Raw genomic sequence first — 19,861 nt, 5'->3', positions numbered from 1 at the left:
CGCCCCGCTCAGCATCATCAAGGAGTACATCGAAAACCAGCAGCGCCCGCAGTAGACGGCTGAGGCCAACAGTGCAGACCCATGCACGCGCGCGGGTCAGAGCAGTCCAGAAAAGCGCTTCCTCCCGAGCGTGAACGCCCGGGGTTCCGCGCTAGATCATGCTGAAACTCCGCCATTCCCGCCCCTTCGATCACCGACCGCTCTCGGTAACCGTACGTCACTGTCCGGGGCGGCAGCGGGAAGTCCGGGCCATGGGTTCACCACGGGTGAGGCCATTGGGCGTCACCCGCGGTGAACCGTCGCGGTGTCAGCCGTCGATGCGGTGCTGGGTCCAGAACGAGGTCAGGTCCGTGCTCGTGGCGGCCTGGGCGGCTGCCTTGAACTCGGCCGTGGTCGAGACGCCGTACCAGTGCGAAGTGGCGTAGTCCTTCAGGAGTTTGGCCATGACGGTGTCGCCGAGCACGCGTCGCAAATCGTGCAGGGCGCACTTGCCGTACCCGTAGACGACGGTGGAGTACCGGGAGGAGTGGGCGTCCCAGTAGGCCATCGAGTTGGTGATCTTCTCCGCCGTCGAGGACCAGGAGACGCTGTTCCAGCAGTTGGTGCCGGTCTTGTTCAGCGCGAGATCGGTGGCGTAGTCGGTGAATGCCTCATCGAGCCAGGGGCTGTTGTACTCGTCGTCGCCGACGATCCCGTACCACCACTGGTGACCGATCTCGTGGGTGAGCGCCGTGGTGCTGACCAGGTCGAGGACGAATCCCGGGTACTCCATGCCGCCGAACCAGTAGTTGTTGTCGATCACCGCGTCCAGCTCGCCGTACGGGTAGGCGCCGAACCGTGACGCGTGGGCGTCCACGGCGGTCTTCGCGGTGGAGAGCATCGACTGTGCGTCGGACGAGCTGATGCCCGAGACGGAGTAGATGTTGACCGGGGTGCCCCCGCTCGAGGTGCCGGAGATCTTCGTGAAGGGGCCGGCCGCCCAGGCGAAGTCACGGACCTTGGTGGCGGTGGCCTTGGTGACCGTGCGTCCGCTGGAGCCGGGGGTGTCGGCCGAGGTGCCGGTGGCCGGGACCAGCAGGGAGGTCGGGTGGTCGAGGGTCACGTTGAAGTCGGCGGCCAGGGAGTAGAACGACTCGCCGTTGTTGGTGTACGGGTCCAGGTGCCAGCCGGCCGCGTCCTTGACCGCGAGGACGGGCAGGGCGTTGCCGATGAAGCTGAAGGCCCCGTCGTGGCCGAATCGGTCGGCGCCGCTGGGGACGGTGATGCCCAGGTCGAAGCCGATCGTCGCGGTCTGCCCCTGCGTCAGGGGCGTCGACAGATCGATCTTGAGGGCGGTGCAGGCGACGGACAGGGCGCCCGCCGTGCCACCCGTGACGTTGCTGACCGCGATCGGCATCGAGGAGCAGGTGCCGTGGTAGTTGTCCCACAGCCTCAGATACACCTCACTGAGCGCGGTCGAGGAGGCGTTGGTGAAGGTCGCGCTCTCGTGGCCGGTCCAGACGGTGCCGCTGGTGTTACTGCTCAGACTGACGGTGTACGAGGGTGCGGCCGGCGTGCGGGTGGAGTCGGCCGGCGGGGTCGTGTCGCCGGATGTGTTGAGAGCGATGTCGTCGATGACGAAGCTCGTCTGGAGGCTGGAGTCCTCGGTGCCGGTGAAGGCGACGTTCACGGTCTGGCCGGCGAAGGAGGACACGTCGAACGACTTCTGCACGTAGCCGGCGGCCTTGTTGAGGTTCGAGTACGTCGCCAGCGTCGTACTGCCGATCTTCGCCGTCAGTTTGTCGTACGCGGTGGACGAGGTCGTCTCGGCGGTGTCGATGTGCAGCCAGAAGGTGAGGGTGGCGCTGCTGCAACCGGACGGGATGGTGACGCTCTGCGAGAGGGTGTCGGTGTGGGTGCTGCCGACACCGTTCAGCCAGGCGAAGCTGGTGCCACCGTGCGCGGTCTGTCCGGCGCGGTTGGTGATCACACTGGTCGACGACTGGATCCACGGCGAAGTGCCGCTCTCGAAACCGCCGTTGGTGACCACCTGGGCCGGGGTACAGGCGGCGGCCAGGGGAGCCGTGGCGGCTGCCGCCGGGGTGATGGGGAGCGAGACTGCGGCCAACGCGGCGACGGCGAATGCGCTCGCTGCGAAGGCGTTGCGGGGGGTTGGTCTCACACGTAACTCCTTTGAGGCGGCCGGGATTCCGGCCTGCTCGGTGGCCGCCCGGCCGGCTTGGGTGCGCCGGGGAGCGGCCGCGACAGCGCGTCGATCGCGCGATCGCTGGGGTCGAATGTGTGCTGCGTCCCCCTGGGGTCAGGGTGACGACTGCCGGAAGCGTGACAGATTTGACCCAGACATGCCATCAGCTCAGATGGGTTTCACGATCCCGTATCGCCCAGAGCGGGCGTCAACCGTGCCCAGGGATGGGGAAGTTCGCCCGTCACCTGCCCGCACACCGCCGCACCACGTTCGCGGGCGGTGCGGACGGCGAGCGGCACGAGCGCCTCGGGTACGCCGTGGACGAGGTGGCAGAACCGCTCGGGCGGCTGCCGCGCCGTCCAGGCTGCAGCCGGTGAAGCTGTACTTCAGACCGGCCCGCTGGGTGGTCAGCCAGGTCGGTTCGATCGTCTGGTGGACGAACCAGACGTCGTAGGTCCTGTTTGGTGATCGTCATCGACAGGTTCACCGTGCTGCCCGGGAGGGTGGTGGCGCTGTCGGTGGTGAACGTCAGATCCGCCGGGCCCGGGTCGGCCGCGCTCGCGAGGCACCGGGCATTGGGCGGCTCCGGCCCTGGTTGGCGTATGCGGAATGTGCCGGGCGCCCTGGAATGAGCGCCTCCGAGCGTGACGCGGTGACGTTACCGGCCAGGCGTGTGCGTTCCGGCCGAGGCCGTCCCTCGAACGCGATCATGCCAAATTTCGACGGCTGTGCATAAATCGCGGGAAGGCGGGCACGAGCACTCCCAGACCGCTCGTGGATGCCCTCCCCCCGGCAGCCTCGAGCTCTCGGTCCCGCTCGTGGTCCAACCCCCCCCGGACTGCGAGCGGGGCCGTCCTGCGGTCCGGCCCGCACTGTCATGAAGGGGCGCGGTGAGGGAATCCGAGCGGGCATGGACGCAACGACACCGACTTGCCTGCGGCGTCTCGCCGCCGTGCCGGCCGTCATTCTTCTGGCCGCGTCGTGCGGTGTGGGCGATGGCGGCGAGGGGGGAGGGGGCGCGTCCGGAGCGCGACCGGCCTCGCTGGCCACGGCGCACTTGGTGATCACCACGGACAACGGCGTACGGCTGCGACCCGCGGACGGCGACCGGGTCGAAGTCGACCGGCGGATGCACAGCCATTGGTCCCACCGAAGCGACACCTGGGTCCTGGACCTGTCGTGCCCGGAGCCGAAAGCGGACGCCGCACAGTGCCACCGCATGCCCGAAGTCGACATCGCGGCCGACAGCTCCGTCACCGTCACGGCGCGCAACGCCGGCATCGACGCCGCCGGCGTCTCCGCCTCCCTCGACCTCTCGACGGTCGACGGTCGACGGCGACGTCACGGTCACGCGGTCAGGGGGACGGGACGCCACCGTTCGGCTGGTGGCTCGCAACGGTTCCGTGCGCGCGGAAACCCTGCGGGCGAGGCGAGTACACGCACAGACGGTGAACGGCGACGCGGTGCTCAGCTGCGCGATCTCCCCGTCCGGCGTCACCGCGGCCACCGTCAACGGCTCGGTCCGGGTCAACGTGCCCAAGAACGCTCCCGCCTACCGTGTCTCCGCGGCCACCGACAACGGCCGGCGTACGGTCGCGCTGCCGGCCTCCGGGGCGGCTGACGACCGCACGATGACACTCACCACCGTCAACGTCGACGTCACCGCCGCACAGGAGTGATCGGGCACTTGGTGCGCCCCGCGCGGCCGCCCTGACCGACAACGCCGTCGCCGGGCTCCACACGCGTGGTCCCGGTCAGAACTCCTCGTGCACCTCGGGGTCTCCGCCGATACGTTGCTGGGGGTGGTCGGAGACGGCCGCCATCTCGGTGGGGGTCAGCTCGAAGCCGAAGATGTCGAGGTTCTCGCGCTGCCGCCCGGGATCGGCGGACTTGGGAATGGGGATCGCGCCGAGCTGTGTGTGCCAGCGCAGCACGACCTGCCCCGGAGTCACTCCATGGGCGTCGGCGACCTTGGCCAGGGCGGGGTCGTCAAGGAGGCGGGTGCCACGGCCCAGGGGGCTCCAGCTCTCGGTGACGATGCCCTTGTCGGTGTGGAAGGTGCGCAGCGCGTCCTGCGGGAAGTAGGGATGCAGCTCGATCTGGTTCACCGAGGGCAGGACGCCGGTCTCCTCCTCCAGGCGCGTGATGTGCTCCTGGGTGAAGTTCGAGACGCCGATCGAACGGATGAGGCCCTCCTCGCGGAGCTTGATCATCGCCTTCCACGACTCCACGTACTTGCCGACGCGAGGCAGCGGCCAGTGGATCAGATAGAGGTCGACGTACTCCAGCCCGAGACGGCCGAGGGACTCCGCGAAGGACGCGAGGGTCTCCTCGTACCCGTGGTGCCGGCCCGGCAGCTTGGTCGTGACGACGACCTCCTCGCGAGGGACGTCGCTGCGGGCGATGCCGCGCCCGGTACCGGTCTCGTTGCGATAGTTGGTGGCTGTGTCGATGAGGCGGTACCCGATGTTCAGTGCCTCGCTCACGGCCTTCTCCGCCTGCGCGTCATCCATCGGCCAGGTGCCGAGGCCCAGGGCGGGAATCGTCGTACCGTCGTTGAGCGTGTGCGCCGGGATGCTGATCACGATCGACCCTTCCGACATTTCGGTGCGGTCCGCCCAGTCTATCGGCGCCGAAAAGTGCTGCCCGCGGACGCGGGCTCGCGCCGCCCGGCACTTAATTGAAGGTTAAGCGTGTATTAAGCGACCTTCGGCCCTCCGCGTTCCCCCAGACAACCGCAGGTCAAAGGGATGTGGCGCGTACGCCGACGGGTTGGCCCGGCAAGAGCGCGTGCGTACCATCGGGGCCCATCGGTGACACCCGCCGCCATCCAGAGAGCGCTCTCAAACCCGCAAGTACCAAGGAGCACACAGCACATGACGCCTCGTCATCAGCGCAACCTCAGCCGCCGCAAGCTCTTCGTCGCTCTGGGCGCCGCGGCCGTGGCCGCCCCCGCCATCGCGGCCATCGCGCCGTACGCCCTTGCCGGAACGACGGACGATTCCGCCAAGGCCGCCGCGGGCTCGCTTCCCCTGACGATCGTCAACAACAGCGGCTCGTTCGGCAATTCGTCCGTGCACGTCTACATCGTCGGCAACCAGGACGGGAAGCAGGTCCGCGTCACCCAGGACGGCACCCTGGCGCCCATATCCCTCGCGGACAACGGCGCGGACGGCTTCACGGACTACGCGCTCACGCTGGCCGGCAGCGGCGAGACCCAGCTGTCGCTGCCGTACATGTCCGGCCGTATCTATGTGTCTCTCGGAGAGAAGCTGAAATTCAAGGCCGTGGCGGACGGCAACGGCAACGCGGCCCTGCAGTACCCGGCCGGCTGGGTCGCCTCGGATCCCAACTACGGCGTGCTCCACGACTGTGCCGAGTTCACCCACAACGCCTCGGGCATGTTCTGCAACACGACGATGGTCGACATGTTCAGCGTGCCCCTGAGCATCCGGCTCAACGGGGACAAGGAGCAGACCACGGGCACCCTGCGCGAGGGCGGACGAGGGGCCGCCTTCGCGGCCGTACGGCAGATCGAGGAATTCGCCCCGCTGGTCGTGGACGACGTACGCGTCATCGCACCCGGTCACGGCCTCGACGCGGGCCTGTTCGCCAAGGACTACTTCGCGCCCTACATCGACGAGGTGTGGAGCACCTACACCGGCAAGGACCTCACGGTCACCACGAACGCCGGTACGTTCACCGGCCGGGTGCGCGCCGACAAGTTCACCTTCGACGGCCCCGCCACGGTCTCCTTCGGCAAGCCCTCCACCCGCGACGTCCTCTTCTGCGACGGCAACCTCGCCGCGCCCAACGACGGCACGACCGGCCCCGTCGCCGCGGTGCTCGGCGCCGGTTTCAACCGTTCCACTCTGCTCAGCGATCCGTCCCAACCGAGCACCGCGGCAGGCGACTTCTACAGGACCGAGCTCACCAACCACTACGCCAAGGCGATCCACGCCGCGACCGCGGACGGCAAGGCCTACGGCTTCGCCTTCGACGACGTCGCCGACTTCGCGTCCTACATCCAGGACACCGCGCCCACCGCGCTCCGGCTCACACTGACGCCTTTCTAGGCGCCGCGGTCCAGCGGACGGTCGTCGCCGAGGCACATGGTGAAGGCCGTACAGAGGGGGCGGGGCTTGGCGGGCGTGGTCGCCGAGCCGGGCGGGGTCGTCACGGGTGTGTCGGCTGTCCGCACGACGGCGTCCGCCAGGATGTGCGGTTTGCGACGTTTTATACAGCAGGGCGAAGGCAGCCGGTGGCGCTCCAGAGGGGCCGCCCTCGCAGCCCCCGGCGCGCGCAACGCGTGGCCCTCGGGCGTGCTGCGGTGCGGGCGCTTCCCAAGCACCGGCGCCGGCCCTGACCCGCAGGAGCGTCCGCACCGCCAGAGGCCCTGCTGGGCGCCGGGCGGCGGGCCCGATCGGACGGCCCCGGCGGCCCGAACAGGCCCGGGGCTCCTTGTCGGGGCATGGTGGAAGGGTGATGGTGCTGGCCGTGCTGTTCGCTCTCCTGGGGGCCGCCAGCAATGCGATGGGTACGGCGTTCCAACGCAAGGCGGCGTCCGACATCGACAGCGGCGGCGGACTGCGGCTCATGCTGGCCCTGGCCCGCCGACCCGACTGGCTGATCGGCATCGCCGGGGTCGTCGGGGCCGCGGTCTTCCAAGCCTTGGCTCTCGTGAACGGGCCGCTCGCGCTGGTGCAGCCCCTGTTCATCCTGGAGCTGCCCTTCGCCCTGCTGATCGCCATCCCGCTGCTGCACCGGCGCCTGCCGCGCGCGGGCTGGTGGGCCGTCGCCGGTGTGGTCGCCGGCCTCGCCATGGTCCTCGCCTCCGCCGCCCCCTCCGGAGCACGTGACTACGCGTCGATGGAGCGGTGGGTCCCGGTGCTGGTGGTGGGCCTGGGAGCCGTGGGGGGTGCGATCGCCCTCGCGCGGCCGGGGCGCCCGCCGCTGTTCCGGGCCGCCGTGCTGGGATCGGCGTCGGCCATCAGCAACGCCCTGACCGCCGCGCTGCTGAAATCGGCCATGGGCACGCTCACCGACCACGGCTTCGGGGCCTTCCTGGCGGCGTGGCAGACGTACGGATTCGCCGTGACCGGCGTCGGCGCCATCCTGTTGCTGGAGAACGCGCTGCAGGCCGGCTCCCTGGCGGCTTCGCAGCCCGCCCTGACCATCGGCGACGCGACGGTCAGCCTGTTCCTGGGCGTCACCCTGTTCGGGGAGAGCGTCCGCACCGGCTGGTGGCTCCTGCCCGAGATGGCCGGCGCCGGGCTGATCCTGTGGGGCGTCCTACGGCTGACCCGTGTCGTCCCCCACCTCAGTAAAGTGGCCTGCTAGCCGGCGCCGACCACCGGAAAACCGTCCTGCACGCGGCCGCCGCCGCACGCCGTCAGCCCCCGGCGATCACCTCCGCGAGGAATCCGTCGAGACACACCTCCTCGTGGCCGGGAGCCACGACCTGGTGCGTCTCGTCCAGGAACGACAGGACGGCCGGGGCCCAGGCCAGGACCACGGCGTGCTGCCGGCCACCGTCGCAGTGGGGACGGCCGAAGAACTCCAGGCGCAGTTCCCGCCACATGCCCATGGCCTGCGGGCGGATGCGCACGTCGCCCTCACCGACCGGCCGCTCCATCCCGTCGGCCACCATCTGCCGGTCGAGCCGCCACCGGGCGAGGACACGGCCGTCGTGGCTGAAGGCCATGGTGACCGCGAACGGGTCCTCCAGGTGATAGCTCAGGTGAGCCAACACCGGGAAGCGCCCCGTGGTCTCGGTATCGAGCTGCATGACAAGCGTTCTGCGCACCGTGGTGATCAAGACAAACCCCCGCAGGAGAGGAACGTAGAGCCTCCTAGTACCCCCGCTGCTCTCATGATGCTCATCCGAACGGGGGATTCGCCCCGGGCACGGGCGACGGGGGGTGTGTCAGACGACCGAGGGGTCGAGCAGGCCCGTGCGCAGGTGCTTGAGGATGCGGGTGATCAGACGGGAGACGTGCATCTGCGAGATGCAGAGCTCCTCGCCGATCTGCGCCTGGGTGCGTTCCTCCACGAAGCGCATGTGAATGATCCGACGCTGCCGTTCGTCGAGCTCGGCGATCAGGGGAGCCAATGAGTGGAAATCCTCGACCAGTTCGAGCGACGGGTCGTCCTCGCCGATGAAGTCCGCGAGGACCGCCTCCCCGTCCGACGCACCGTCGGCCGTGAGCGCGGCGTCGAGGGAGGAGGAGTTGTAGCCGTTGGAGGCCTTGCGGGCCTCGATGACCTCTGCCTCGGACAGGCACATCAGCTCGGACAGTTCGCGTGTGGTCGGCGTGCGTCCGAGGCGGGTGCGCAGCTCCTCCGTCGCCTTGGCGAGCTCGACGCGGGCCTCCTGCAGGCGGCGGGGTACGTGCACGGCCCAGCTCGTGTCGCGGAAGAAACGCTTGATCTCACCGACGATGTAGGGAACGGCGAACGAGGTGAACTCGACCTCGCGGGAGAGCTCGAAACGGTCGATGGCCTTGATGAGCCCGATCGTGCCGACCTGGACGATGTCGTCCATCTCGCCCTGGCTGCGGCTGCGGAAGCGAGCCGCGGCGTACCGCACGAGGGAGAGGTTCATTTCGATGAGGGTGCCGCGCGCGTACTGGTACTCGTGCGAGCCCTCCTCCAGCACGGCCAGCCGGTCGAAGAACTGACGTGACAGTTCGCGGGCGTTCTTCGGGCTGATCTTCAGCGGCTCGTCGATCTGCGGGAGGGGCTCTTCCTCCGCCGTAACTGCCTGCTGTGCCGTGTCCGTGGCCTTCGCTGCCGTCACGGCTGCCATGCCGTCCACCCCATATCGTCCGAAGGAATTGATGACGCTGCCCGTGTGCCCTCCTTGATGCCGCTCATGCCACCCGCTGCCGTAAACCGCTCACTTCCGGCCGCGGCACCGGATGGTTCGGCGGGCAGATCTCGGGAAGGCGAGCGCGCGAAGCGACGTATGTGGCGGGCACGAGCGGCCGGGCGACGGCCTGGAGCGACGACCGCCACGTAAACTGGGATTCGGGGTGAGTCCGTGGGCATGGAGCCGGAAGAAGACAGAGTGCTGTCGCTCCTCGCGCCGTTGCGCAATGCCGCCGTAGGTCGCGCGCGTCCCCAAAACCCACGCCGCGGACCGAGGGCGGCGGAGGCGGGGGCATGACGCGTACGCCATCCCGCGCCGAACCCTTCGTCCACCCCGCGCTCTTCTACCGCGGCGACCGGGAGTATGTGGAAGGAACAGCGCCGTTCGTGTCGGACGGCCTGGCCGCCGGCGAGCCGGTGGCGGTAGCCGCACCGGCTCCGCGACTGGAACTGATCAAGGCGGAACTCGGAGCACGCGCCGCCGACGTCCGCTGGATCGACATGACGCAGGCGGGCCGCAACCCCGGCCGGATCATTGCCTCGGTGCTGCGGTCGTTCGCCGACGCCCACCCGGGCGGTCACGTACGCATCATCGGCGAGCCGATCTGGCCCGGCCGTACATCGGCCGAGTACCCCGCGTGTGTTCAGCACGAAGCTCTGATCAACGAGGCGTTCCGCGGACGCGATGTGACGATCCTTTGTCCGTACGACGCGCGAGCCCTCTCCCACGACGTGATCGCCGACGCGCACGCCACGCATCCGGTCGTGATCAACCAAGGAACATACGGCGTCAGCCTGGCCTACGATCCGGAGGGCGTGCTCGCGCGGTGCAACGAGAAGCTGCGCCACCCACCCGGAGCGGCGGCCATACGTTTCGACGCCGAACTCCTGCCGGTCGCTCGCGATTTCGCGATGGGTGAGGCGCGGGAGCGGGGGATGACGCCCGCCCGGTCGCAGGATCTGAATCTCGTGGTCGCGGAGCTGACGACCAACAGCGTGGTGCACGGTGGCGGTGCGGGGACACTGAGGATCTGGGCCGAGAGCGAGCAGATCGTCTGCGAGGTGCAGGACGAGGGATGTCTGACGGACTCCTTGGTCGGCCGGCGCCCCGTGCGCCCCGATCAGATCGGCGGCCGTGGTCTGTTCCTCGTCCATTACGTCTCCGACCTCGTCCGCGTGCACACCGGGGAGTTCGGCACGACGGTGCGCAGTTACCTCGCCCGTGGCTGACCGCGCCCTCGAATAGCGTTTCCCTTTCCATGTGTGCGACGGCAGCGTCCTGATTCCGCCAAAGAGGTTGTGTGGGGCAGGAGTTGCGAATGAATCGTCGAGTGGCGGGAACACGAGGCGGAAAACGAGAGAGGAGCCCTCGCCGTGCTCGTGCCCGACCCGAAGGCTGTCCGGAAGCTGTTGACGCGGTACGCGTCCCTGAAGATCGCGTACGCCGAGAAGGAGACCCCGCAGACAGCACGCGAGCTGGAAGACGTCATCTATACGCTCTGCGTGATGACGGGAACCCACAGCGTCCACGATGCCGTCGCCGCCGCCGACGCGCTCCTGGTCACCGGAGGGTCTCAGAGAGGGCCGGCGTTCCTCTGAACGCCCCCGCGGAAGACGGCGCCACCACCCCATGGGGAAGTGGCGCCGTCTTCTTGACGTCCGTACTACTCGCCACGGTGACGCCAGTACCAGACCAGACCCGCGACGAAGGCACACAGGAAGACGAGGGGCAGGATCAGCCCTGGGACGCGGGCAGCCGTCATGACGTGACTCCGAGAGGGAAACAGGCCAATGAGGCCCGGGGTGCGTGCGCTCAATGATGACGGCAGGATGCGGAAACGGACCCGTCCTGGAAGAGCTGGACCTGTGTCCGAGGGAAATCCGCGTCAACTGCGCCGTGAGGCAACGGGATTCCGCAGAATGCAGAGTGGACAGCAGGGTATTCGCAGCCCTGGAACAGGAGGAGGAAAGGATGACTGTCGACAGAATCTGGTCGTACGCGCCGGAGTTCAACCATCCCGAAGTGCACGATCTCACGGGGTACTCCGTGGAGGCGACCGACGGAACGATAGGGCAGGTCGACCGGCAGGCCGACGATTCCGGGATGCGTCACCTGATCGTCGACACCGGCGTGTGGGTGTTCGGCAGGAGTGTCCTGGTGCCCGTGGGTGTCGTCGCCGGTATCGACATGGAGACGCGGAAGATCACCGTGACGTGCACCAGGGAGGAGATCAAGTCAGCACCGGGTTTCCGCACCGACCGGGAAACCCTGGATCCCGCGTACTTGGCCACCGTCGGCAGCTACTACGGGGGCCTGCCGCCGAGGCAGCCCGCCTGATTGGGGTCGGCACGGAGAGTTCTCGGGCCCGCCGCCGTCGGCCGTGAACGGCTCAGCCCCGGATCTCGCATCCACCGGGGCCGTGGGCGGCCGCTGCGGCGCGGGCGACCCCGGTCGTCGGCCGGTGTGAAAAGCGACAGATTCGCTCCCTTGCGGTCATTTCATGTTCTTTTCCCTTAATGGGCTGCGGGACGGGGCCCTCATCGGGAGACTTCACGCACCGCAGCCCGGGATGAAGCCCTCCTCGTCATGGAAGGCCGTGCTTTCCGGCTGCCGTGATCAGGGGGGAACGTGGACCAACCATCGAACGGAGTCGCGGAGGCGCGGCCCGGTCAGCTGACCTGTCTTCAATCAGGGTGCACCCACTTCCATCGGCGTCAGCTGGGTTCCCATTGCCTCGGTTGTGGAAGCCGGACGCAACATCTGCCGACTCCCGACCTCTACGCACAACTGGGCTACGCGCGCCCCACCGTGCCGCCGCCACCCTCGAGTCCGCCACCACCGTCGGCTCCGCCGACGGTCTCGCCACCGGTGACGCCGGCGGCACCGTTGCTCGGGGCCCGCGAGATCATGTCGCGTGCCATCTACGGCGGGTTCTGGGCACTGGTCGCCGTCATCGTCGGCTGCCTCGCCTTGGCCGGTCTGTTCAAGGGGCAGCTGGGCGGCGCTCTGATCGGACTGGCGGTGGCCGCCGCCGCGGGCTTCTACGCGCGCTACGTCTTCCGCGGCGGCCGCTTCCGTTTTCTCTTCTTCTAGGCCAGCCATAAGGAGCCAGTCGCTGTGCCCGAACCTGTCATTTCCGCGCTCATCGGTGCCGCGGCGACCGGCATCGTGAATGCCATGACGGCGGACGCCTGGCATGTGTCCGCCCGCAGGATCGCCGCGGTCCTCGGACGGGGACGCCCCGCCGAGGAAAGCGCCTACCTCGCACAACTCAACGACGACCGCCGCGACATCAGGACCCGTTCCGGCGGCCAGCGGGCACAGACACGCGCCCGTGTGGAGGCGCGGTGGGCCGGAGTCGTGGGGGAGTTCGCCCAGGCATCTCCCCAAGCAGAGCGTGCCCTGAGAGAACTGGGCGAACTGCTCTCCGCTTCCGTGAGTAACGACGAGACGACGGGATCACGCAACTCCTCCTCCGCGCAGGCATCCTTCGGGGGGATGGTCAGCCAGGGATCCCTCAACTCCCCACAGGTCAGCGGCAACGGAAACAGGGTCGTCGGCCGCGACGACAACAGCTCCCACACGGCCAACAGTCACAACGTCTCCAACAGTGGCAACACCCACTACGGCGGAATCCTCGTCGCCGTGGTCGCGGTGATCGCCATCATCTGGGGCGGGACCAAGGTCTACCAGTCCGTTGTGGCGGACGACCCGTCGAGCGGCCTCAGCGCCGACGCCACGTGCCGGGAGTGGCTGCAGGCGGACCCGGCCGTCCAACGGCAGTCGGCTCTGACCGCCGCCACGCAAGCCGGCAACAAGGAGGCCGCGTCGGACGGTTTCATCGTGCAGAACACCCAGTACAACTGCGGATACAACCCCGACATGACCCTGCGCCAACTGTTCGCGGTGAAGAGCAAGGGATAGCCGCGAGGAACCGAGACGGACAAGGGGACGCTCGCACGCAGAAGCGGGCCGTCGGCCGCACCCTTTCGTCGCCGTGCCGCCGGTGACTACGGTGAAGCGAACGGAGATCAGTGTGGTCGCGGTGGCGCGCGAGGACGACACCCCGGTCGACGAGCCGTTGCGGGTCGCGGCACTCGCCGACCGGCTCGGCTACCACGAGGCTCCGCCCGGTGGAGCTCTACGAGGCGTGGCCCCGGGGGGACGCGCTGTCGGGTGTGGAGACCGGGACTCCGAGCGGGCGGGCCAGGCCGATCACGCCCTCGTCCAGGCGTTGCAGATGTCTGAGGACGCGGTGCGTGACGCGGTCGTGCCGAGCCGGGTCCGTCTCCAGCATGGCGGCGAGGCTCGCGCCGGTCTCGGCCACGCCGCTGGTGTCGTCGTCCTTCACACGGGCGACGAGGACGTCGATGTTGTGGGCGATGCGGCGGCCGGCTCCCTTCAGGCGAGGGTCGGCCGCGACGGTCTTGCTGTACGGCAGGAGCTCGGCCGTCGCCGCCAGTGCACGCGCGTGATAGGCGCACGTCTCCAGCAGGGCGACGAGATAGCGGGCGGTTTGCCGGCGGGACCGCAGCGGGGTGATCGGATGGGTCAACGGCTGGGTGGAGGACCGTAGATCGTCCAGCGCCGTGTCGAGGTCGCGGGCCTTGTCCAGCAGATCGCGCGCGGGCCCGCCGCTCAGCTGCTCCACCGCGGCCCGGGAGACATCACCGAGCCGGGTCAGCACCGTGCCGAGGAGTTCGTCGGTACGGCGATCGGTGTGCACCGGCAGGACCAGCGCGGCCGCGATCACACCGCAGGCGGCGCCGAGCGCGGTCTCCTCGATGCGCAGGACGAGCACCTCGGGGCTGTAGGTGTTGAGCAGCGTGTACAGCAGCCCCAGCATCGCCGTGACGAAGAAGGACATCAGGGCGTACGACAGGGGCGCGGTGAAGAACATGGCGAAGATGAACAGCAGTACGAGGGCGAACGCCGTCCAGGTGTGGTGGCCCACCAGACCCGCCAGGCCGACACCGGCGACGACTCCGAGCACGGTGCCCAGCAGCCGACGGTAGCCCTTGACGAGGATCTCCCCGGTGGACGCCGTGTTGAGGAAGACCACCCAGCAGGTCAGCACCGCCCAGTACCAGCGCTGGCTGGAGAGGAACTCCCCGCCGACGATGGCCAGGGCCGAACCCACCGACACCTGGACGGCGGCTCGGGTCGTGGGACGCTCCAGCCCCTTGCGGCCGCCCTTGTCCGACTCGCTCTCCTCGGCCTGGGAGATGGCGACGTCCTCGGCCTCCAATTCCTCGCGGGAACGGGTCGTCGCGGGTGTGTCGTCGGATTCGTCCTGGGGCCCGTCGAGGGCCAGCCGCAGGCCGAGGACGGAGCGCGCCGCCTCTCCGATGCCGCGGAAGACGTCCTGGACGGCGGCCGAGGCGCGCGGCAGATTCTCCTCGTCCCGGTAGCCGAGCAGCCGGTTGCGCAGATGGGCCAGCCCCGTGCCCCGGTCGTGGGAGACGGGGCGTACGACGAGCAGGCGCAGCGCGTTGAGATCACGGCGCAACGTGGCGGTGGTGTCGTCCTGCGCCCGCAGCCGGTTGCCCGGCGCGGGCACGGGCGCGTGCGGCAGATGAAGGGTGAGCGTGTCGGCGCGTTCGGCGCTGCGGGCGGTGAGGATCAGGACGCCGAGCCGTTCGGCGGCGATCTCGGCGTCGGCCACGCGGCGCTGGACGAGTGAGGCGGTGGCGCTGTCGCTGGTTCCCTCCTCCAGCCGCCCCTGGATCATCATCGCGCTCTCATGCAGTCGCGCGGTGTGCCGGCGTACGTCCTCCAGGGCCTTCTCGACGCGGTCGGGCCCGGCGTCGAGCAGTTCGATCTGGGCGGACACCAATTGGGCCAGACGAGCCCGGAAGGCCTCGCGCAGGCGCAGCAGGACGCGTTCGGGTGTCTCGACGACCAGGGCGAACCGCACGATGGCGCTGCACGCGAACGCGACGGCCAGCGCGCCGCACAGTCCGGGCAGCGCGGAGACGGTGGCTCTGACGAACAAGGAGACGAAGTAGATCTGAAACCCGATGAGTCCGAGCGCCGTGCCGCGTTCACCGAACCGGCGGCTGTACACCGCGGCGAAGATCAGGGCGATGAAGAAGAGGTCGCCGGCGACGACCTCGGTGTTCAGCAGCGCTCCCAGCGACATCGCCACGAGCGCCACGGGCAGGCCGAGCGCGAGCGTGAGGGCCTGCCGGCCGCGCTGCTTCTCCTTGATGGCGAAGGTCGCGACCATGGCCGCCATGGCACCGGCCACCATGTGACTCACATCGGCCTTGAGGAGTGCCAGGACCGCGAGCGTGAGCGCGATGGCGCCGACGGTCCGCAGTCCGGCCATGAGCCTGAGCAGCCCGGGGTCGGATGCCGAGAACCGGTCCCAGATCGCCGTCCGGCTCGGCCGTGTCACTGTCCTCACGCTGCCGTTTCCCGCTCTCCGTCATGATCCGGAGTTCCAGCATGGCACGCGTCAACGCGCGCCCCGCGTCGGCCCCGCCGTGCGGGCGCGGGGGCAGGGCCGTACGTCTTCGACCCCGGCGGCCTGCGGGGCACCGGGGTCGAAGTCCGGTTCAGGCCTCGACCGTGGCCGCTTCGGGCGTGGCGGCCTTGCCGCCGCCGACGAGGGCGCGGGCCGCCGGGATGACGGCCGCGATCGCCGCCGCGACCAGCGCCACGCCGCCGCCGATCATGAGGCCGGTGCGGAAGCCGCTCTCGGAGGTGAAGCTGTAGCCAGCCATGGTGGTGGTCATCTGGGCCAGTACGACGCCTACCACCGCGGAGCCGATGGAGGTGCCGAGCGAACGCATCAGCGTGTTGAAGCCGTTGGCGGCGGCGGTCTCGGAGAGTGGGACCGAACTCATGATGAGGGCGGGCATGGACCCGTAGGCGAGGCCGACGCCGCTGTTGATGACCATGCCGACGATCATGAGCCCCCAGGCGGAGCCCATCAGGGCCAGCGACAGGCCGTAGCCGAGGGCGATCACCAGGACACCGCAGATCAGCGTGAACTTCGGACCGCGGGCGTCGGTGAGCTTCCCGCCGAACGGAGAGACGATCATCATCATGATGCCGCCGGGGGCCATCCACAGGCCGGACGCGAGCATCGACTGGCCCAGGCCGTAGCCGGTGGCGTCGGGGAACTGCAGCAGCTGGGGGATGATCAGCATGCTGGCGTACATGCCGAATCCGACGAAGATCGAGGCGACGTTGGTGAACAGCACCCGGGGACGGGCGGTGGTGCGCAGGTCGATCAGCGGGTCCTGGGTCCGCAACTCCCACGCGCCCCAGGCGAGAAAGACCACGACGGCGCTGAGGAGCAGGCCGAGCGTCGTCGCGGAGCCCCAGCCCCAGTCGGCGCCCTTGGAGATCCCGAGGAGGAGGCAGACCAGGCCGACGCCGAGACCGAGCGCGCCGGGTGCGTCGAAGCGCTGACCCTTGGCACTGGCCGGTACGTCCGGGATGAGGAACCACACCAGCGTGCCGATCACCACGGCCAGCACCGCGGAGCCCCAGAACAGCACGCGCCAGCTGGCGTATTGCGCGACCGCCGCGGAGATCGGGAGGCCCAGGCCGCCGCCGATGCCCATGGAGGCGCTGACCAGCGCGATGGAGGAGCTCAGCTTCTGGGCCGGCAGTACGTCACGCAGCAGGGCGATGCCCAGCGGCAGCATGCCCATGCCCATGCCTTGCAGGCCACGCCCGATGATCATCGGGGTGAGGGAAGAGGAGAGCGCGCACACCACGGAGCCCACCACCAGCGGGACGGTGCACGCGAGCAGCATCCGTCGCTTGCCCAACAGGTCGCCCAGGCGGCCGGACACCGGTACGCAGACGGCCGACACCAGCAGGGTGATGGTGATCACCCACGCGGAGTTCGAGGGCGCGGTGTGCAGCATCTGCGGCAACTCGGCGATGAGCGGAGTGACCAGTGTCTGCATGATCGCTGCCACGGTGCCGGCGAAGGCGAGCGTGGCGACCACGCCGCCTGCGCGGGCTGACGGCTGGGGGGCGTCCATAAGGGGACTCCTCGCGTATCTGTCTGCGGGACAAGGATGTGCATCGTACATGTCGTATGTATCGCGCATACGATGTGGCTCACGCATATGGCCGTGTGCGGATGAGGTCGGGCCGCACCGTAACGTGACGTCCACGCGGTTCAGGAGAGAGCGGGAGGCGGCAGGCGGATGGTCAGGCCCACACACGAGGTCGAGTACGAGCAGATGCTGCTGAGCCGCCACGGACTCCTGCACCACAAGGGCGGTCGTACCAAGGAGGGCGTGCTGGAGCGGAGCGCCTACATCCTGCTCAGCCGTATCCGTGTCCAGGGGCCGATGTCGATCGGTGAACTGAGCGACGCCTTCGGACTCGACGACTCCACCCTCAACCGGCAGACCGCGGCGGCCATGCGCGCCGGACTCGTGGAGCGCATCCCCGACCCCGAGGGAGGCATGGCCCGCAAGTTCCGCATCACGGGCGAGGGGGAGCGCCTGCTCGACGAGGAGCGCCAAGGGCTCGTGCGGTCCCTGGACCGCATCATGGCCGACTGGTCGGAGACGGACATCGCCGCCTTCGCCTCGTATCTGAGGCGCTTCAACACCGACATCGAACGCATCGGCGGACGCCCCTGGCCGCGACCGTGACCCCGAGAGCCGGACGACCACCGAGGGTGCGGCCGGGGTGAGGGCGACGCCTGGAACATCGCGGCCCTGATTCTCGACCCGTCACCGGTATCACCGGGCCGACGCCGTCCAGTCGGGAGCCTGGGTGGACCTGCGGGTCGAGTCCGGGGCTCACTCCGTCGTGTGGTGGGTGAACGACAACCGCGTCTTCGCCGACGGGCGCGGAGTGGGCGGGTACGCACTGGCACGCCCATCTCATCGTCAATCTGTCCGTCTGCGCCGGGCGTTGTCACTCGCCCCGCTCGAGGACACCACCGAGATGACGTTCGAGGTGGCCCGTCTTCTCATCCGCAGGCCCGGCGCCGATGAGCCGGCAGGGGCCGGCCATGGATCACCGTCGGCGTCGAACGGGACGTCAGAGGACGCCGGTTCCGCGGCTGTCCACCGTCATCTGCTCGAACCGCAGTTACCGTAGCGTAACTTACCGACGGGTTACCTCGGGTAACCCATCGGGGTTAGCGTGCCCACGCCTTCCGTAAAAGCAACCAAGGGAGTGAGCCGTGGGACGACGGTTTCAGACCTTCCGTGTGCGTTCGACCTCCAGCGACTCCCCCCACCGGCACCTGGTCGGTCGGTGGGGTGAGCCTCAGGCGCGGGTAAGAGAACTCGCCGCGCCGGTCCGCAACCGCCTGCTGGCGACGCTGGCCGCCGTATGCCTGGGCGCCTGGACCACACCCGCCGCGGCGTATACGGCAGCGGACGAAGTGACCTCCCGCGGCGTGGACATCCCGGCCTTCTACCACCCGCCGGCCGAGCTGCCCGCCGCCGACGGCGCCCTGATCCGTACGGAGCCACTGCCCCTCGACCTCAGTCTGCCGGGCCTGGGCGGTCCCCTTCCGGGCACCGCGACGCGGCTGATGTACAAGTCCACGGACTCCAACGGCCGTCCCGTCGCGGTCACCGGCGCCTACCTCGAACCCTCCGCGGCCTGGAAGGGCGCCGGCCCGCGCCCGCTGGTCGCCCTGGCACCGGGCACCATGGGCCAGGGCGACCAGTGCGCCGCCTCGCTGGCCCTGCAGCACCCGCTCACGCTCAACGGCGAGACCCTGTCCGTCGGATACGAGGACGTGGCGATCTACCGCCTCCTCGCCGCCGGCGTCGCCGTGGTCGTCACCGACTACACCGGCCTCGGCGCGACGGACCGGCTCCACACCTACGTCAACCGTCTCGACGAGGCGCACGCCCTGTTGGACGCCGCCCGCGCGGCCCACGCGGTCGCCGGAGCGTCGATCACCTCGGCCTCCCGTGTGGGCCTGTACGGCTACAGCCAGGGCGGCGGCGCCAGTGCCGCGGCCGCCGAACTGCAACCCTCGTACGCACCCGACGTCAACTTGGCCGGCACCTACGCCGGCGCGCCGCCCGCGGACCTGACCGAAGTCATGAAGGGCATCGACGGCAGTGCCCTGGCCGGCGCACTGGGCTGGTCGATCAACGGCTTCGTCCAGAGCGACCCGTCCCTGCGGGACATCGCGGACGCCGACATCAACGCCACCGGCAAGGCTGTACTCAAGGACGTGTCCACCATGTGCGTCGGGGACGCCATCCTCACCTATGGCTTCACCAAGAGCGCGAAATGGACGACCAGCGGCAAGCCCCTCGCCGACATCATCGCCGCCGAGCCGAGACTCCAGGCGTTTCTCGCCACACAGCGCATCGGCTCGTTGAAGCCCGGCAGCCCCGTACGCATCGCGACCGGCGTCAAGGACGACATCGTCGGACACGCGCAAGCGCGCCGGCTGGCGGTCGACTGGTGCCGTAAGGGTGCGGACGTCACCTACAAGCCGGTCGACCTGCCCAACCTCGGCGACAAACTCCTCACCAATCACCTGGTGCCGCTCATCGTCGACCAGGGCAGTGCCATCTCGTGGCTGACCGACCGCCTCTCCGGCAAGCCGGTCACCTCCGGCTGCGCGTCACTGCCGCGCCGGCCCTGATGAGTCCAACTGCTCGTCAATTTGTGACGAATCGCCAGGTCAGGCCTGTCGGGGATGCCCGGAGGGGGTGAATCGGCGGCCGGGCAGGTGTGAGCCGCGGGGTGTGACCCGGGTGAGCGGCTCGAGTGGTGGGGAGCGCAGGACTGGCTGACGGTGGATCACGTCGGGGTCGGGTTCTCATGAGCTGACAAAGTGCCAGCTG

17 protein-coding genes and 2 pseudogenes are annotated in these 19,861 nt (G+C 69.2%); 10 read left to right on the top strand and 9 right to left on the bottom strand.

Annotated features, from left to right (window positions below; genetic code table 11):
• Nucleotides 1-307: 307 nt before the first annotated feature.
• The 3 genes and pseudogenes from AB0D27_RS36330 to AB0D27_RS36320 form a co-directional block, all read right to left on the bottom strand.
• On the bottom strand, nt 308-2,161 hold the full coding sequence (locus AB0D27_RS36330; protein WP_362517216.1) for a M1 family aminopeptidase: 1,854 nt from the start codon (nt 2,159-2,161) through the stop codon (nt 308-310).
• Between the two features lie 203 nt (nt 2,162-2,364).
• Nucleotides 2,365-2,550 (bottom strand): annotated as a pseudogene (locus tag AB0D27_RS36325) (hypothetical protein); the annotation flags it as partial.
• Nucleotides 2,546-2,789 (bottom strand): annotated as a pseudogene (locus AB0D27_RS36320) (hypothetical protein); the annotation flags it as partial. The pseudogenes AB0D27_RS36320 and AB0D27_RS36325, both read right to left, overlap by 5 nt.
• 781 nt (nt 2,790-3,570) lie before the next feature.
• On the opposite strand from AB0D27_RS36320, the gene AB0D27_RS36315 reads away from it, so the two are divergent.
• The gene (locus AB0D27_RS36315; protein WP_362517213.1) at nt 3,571-3,864 is read left to right on the top strand and encodes a hypothetical protein; all 294 of its coding nucleotides are present in this window, start codon (nt 3,571-3,573) and stop codon (nt 3,862-3,864) included.
• A gap of 75 nt (nt 3,865-3,939) precedes the next feature.
• Here the strand turns inward: AB0D27_RS36315 and AB0D27_RS36310 are convergent, their stop codons facing one another.
• Complete coding sequence (locus AB0D27_RS36310) at nt 3,940-4,770, bottom strand: aldo/keto reductase (protein ID WP_362517210.1); 831 nt, start codon at nt 4,768-4,770, stop codon at nt 3,940-3,942.
• Between the two features lie 291 nt (nt 4,771-5,061).
• Here AB0D27_RS36310 and AB0D27_RS36305 point away from each other — a divergent pair, with 291 nt between their 5' ends.
• Nucleotides 5,062-6,261: a beta-1,3-glucanase family protein gene (locus tag AB0D27_RS36305; RefSeq protein WP_362517207.1), complete on the top strand. Its 1,200-nt coding sequence runs from the start codon at nt 5,062-5,064 to the stop codon at nt 6,259-6,261.
• Here AB0D27_RS36305 and AB0D27_RS36300 read toward each other — a convergent pair.
• The gene (locus AB0D27_RS36300; protein WP_362517204.1) at nt 6,258-6,386 is read right to left on the bottom strand and encodes a hypothetical protein; all 129 of its coding nucleotides are present in this window, start codon (nt 6,384-6,386) and stop codon (nt 6,258-6,260) included. The two genes, AB0D27_RS36305 and AB0D27_RS36300, sit on opposite strands and share 4 nt — an antisense overlap.
• A gap of 281 nt (nt 6,387-6,667) precedes the next feature.
• Between AB0D27_RS36300 and AB0D27_RS36295 the strand changes: the two genes are divergently transcribed.
• Nucleotides 6,668-7,525: a DMT family transporter gene (locus AB0D27_RS36295; RefSeq protein ID WP_362517201.1), complete on the top strand. Its 858-nt coding sequence runs from the start codon at nt 6,668-6,670 to the stop codon at nt 7,523-7,525.
• Between the two features lie 52 nt (nt 7,526-7,577).
• Here the strand turns inward: AB0D27_RS36295 and AB0D27_RS36290 are convergent, their stop codons facing one another.
• Nucleotides 7,578-8,003 carry an SsgA family sporulation/cell division regulator gene (locus AB0D27_RS36290; protein ID WP_362517198.1) on the bottom strand — a complete coding sequence of 142 codons (426 nt, stop codon included), beginning with the start codon at nt 8,001-8,003 and terminating at the stop codon, nt 7,578-7,580.
• 108 nt (nt 8,004-8,111) lie between these two features.
• Nucleotides 8,112-8,993, bottom strand: coding sequence for an RNA polymerase sigma factor SigF (locus tag AB0D27_RS36285; RefSeq protein WP_362517196.1), 882 nt, complete (start codon nt 8,991-8,993; stop codon nt 8,112-8,114).
• 356 nt (nt 8,994-9,349) lie between these two features.
• Here AB0D27_RS36285 and AB0D27_RS36280 point away from each other — a divergent pair, with 356 nt between their 5' ends.
• The 5 genes from AB0D27_RS36280 to AB0D27_RS36260 all read left to right on the top strand — a co-directional run bounded on the left by AB0D27_RS36280 (nt 9,350) and on the right by AB0D27_RS36260 (nt 12,980).
• On the top strand, nt 9,350-10,285 hold the full coding sequence (locus AB0D27_RS36280; protein ID WP_362517193.1) for an anti-sigma factor RsbA family regulatory protein: 936 nt from the start codon (nt 9,350-9,352) through the stop codon (nt 10,283-10,285).
• A gap of 144 nt (nt 10,286-10,429) precedes the next feature.
• Nucleotides 10,430-10,654 (top strand): DUF5133 domain-containing protein, encoded by a 225-nt coding sequence (locus AB0D27_RS36275; protein ID WP_362517191.1) that lies wholly within the window; start codon nt 10,430-10,432, stop codon nt 10,652-10,654.
• 373 nt (nt 10,655-11,027) lie between these two features.
• Nucleotides 11,028-11,393 carry a PRC-barrel domain-containing protein gene (locus tag AB0D27_RS36270; protein ID WP_362517189.1) on the top strand — a complete coding sequence of 122 codons (366 nt, stop codon included), beginning with the start codon at nt 11,028-11,030 and terminating at the stop codon, nt 11,391-11,393.
• A 570-nt stretch (nt 11,394-11,963) separates the two neighbouring features.
• Nucleotides 11,964-12,149, top strand: a complete 186-nt coding sequence (locus AB0D27_RS36265) for a hypothetical protein (RefSeq protein WP_362517186.1) — start codon at nt 11,964-11,966, stop codon at nt 12,147-12,149.
• 24 nt (nt 12,150-12,173) lie between these two features.
• Nucleotides 12,174-12,980, top strand: coding sequence for a hypothetical protein (locus tag AB0D27_RS36260; RefSeq protein ID WP_362517183.1), 807 nt, complete (start codon nt 12,174-12,176; stop codon nt 12,978-12,980).
• Between the two features lie 217 nt (nt 12,981-13,197).
• Here AB0D27_RS36260 and AB0D27_RS36255 read toward each other — a convergent pair whose 3' ends face one another.
• The gene (locus AB0D27_RS36255; RefSeq protein WP_362517219.1) at nt 13,198-15,387 is read right to left on the bottom strand and encodes an FUSC family protein; all 2,190 of its coding nucleotides are present in this window, start codon (nt 15,385-15,387) and stop codon (nt 13,198-13,200) included.
• Nucleotides 15,388-15,616: 229 nt separating this feature from the next.
• Entirely contained in the window at nt 15,617-17,062 is a 1,446-nt protein-coding gene (locus AB0D27_RS36250) for an MFS transporter (RefSeq protein WP_362517180.1), read from the bottom strand.
• Between the two features lie 168 nt (nt 17,063-17,230).
• On the opposite strand from AB0D27_RS36250, the gene AB0D27_RS36245 reads away from it, so the two are divergent.
• Together AB0D27_RS36245 and AB0D27_RS36240 are read left to right on the top strand one after the other, a co-directional pair.
• A complete protein-coding gene (locus AB0D27_RS36245) occupies nt 17,231-17,686 on the top strand; it encodes a MarR family transcriptional regulator (protein ID WP_362517177.1) in 456 nt (151 codons plus the stop codon).
• A 539-nt stretch (nt 17,687-18,225) separates the two neighbouring features.
• A complete protein-coding gene (locus AB0D27_RS36240; protein WP_362517175.1) occupies nt 18,226-19,659 on the top strand; it encodes a lipase family protein in 1,434 nt (477 codons plus the stop codon).
• The last annotated feature ends 202 nt before the right edge of the window (nt 19,660-19,861 follow it).

The organism is Streptomyces sp. NPDC048415 (assembly GCF_040651675.1).
Classification (GTDB): Bacteria; Actinomycetota; Actinomycetes; order Streptomycetales; family Streptomycetaceae; genus Streptomyces.
The sequence above is the reverse complement of the archived record's forward strand: the minus strand, read 5'-3'. Positions and strand labels throughout refer to the sequence as shown.

Excerpts from the sequence above, each read along its gene's own strand:
- AB0D27_RS36250 (WP_362517180.1), bottom strand. The coding sequence starts at position 17,062 with ATGGACGCCCCCCAGCCGTCAGCCCGCGCAGGCGGCGTGGTCGCCACG.
- AB0D27_RS36285 (WP_362517196.1), bottom strand. The coding sequence starts at position 8,993 with ATGGCAGCCGTGACGGCAGCGAAGGCCACGGACACGGCACAGCAGGCA.
- AB0D27_RS36255 (WP_362517219.1), bottom strand. The coding sequence starts at position 15,387 with ATGGCCGGACTGCGGACCGTCGGCGCCATCGCGCTCACGCTCGCGGTC.
- AB0D27_RS36280 (WP_362517193.1), top strand. The coding sequence starts at position 9,350 with ATGACGCGTACGCCATCCCGCGCCGAACCCTTCGTCCACCCCGCGCTC.
- AB0D27_RS36270 (WP_362517189.1), top strand. The coding sequence starts at position 11,028 with ATGACTGTCGACAGAATCTGGTCGTACGCGCCGGAGTTCAACCATCCC.
- AB0D27_RS36265 (WP_362517186.1), top strand. The coding sequence starts at position 11,964 with ATGTCGCGTGCCATCTACGGCGGGTTCTGGGCACTGGTCGCCGTCATC.
- AB0D27_RS36305 (WP_362517207.1), top strand. The coding sequence starts at position 5,062 with ATGACGCCTCGTCATCAGCGCAACCTCAGCCGCCGCAAGCTCTTCGTC.
- AB0D27_RS36245 (WP_362517177.1), top strand. The coding sequence starts at position 17,231 with ATGGTCAGGCCCACACACGAGGTCGAGTACGAGCAGATGCTGCTGAGC.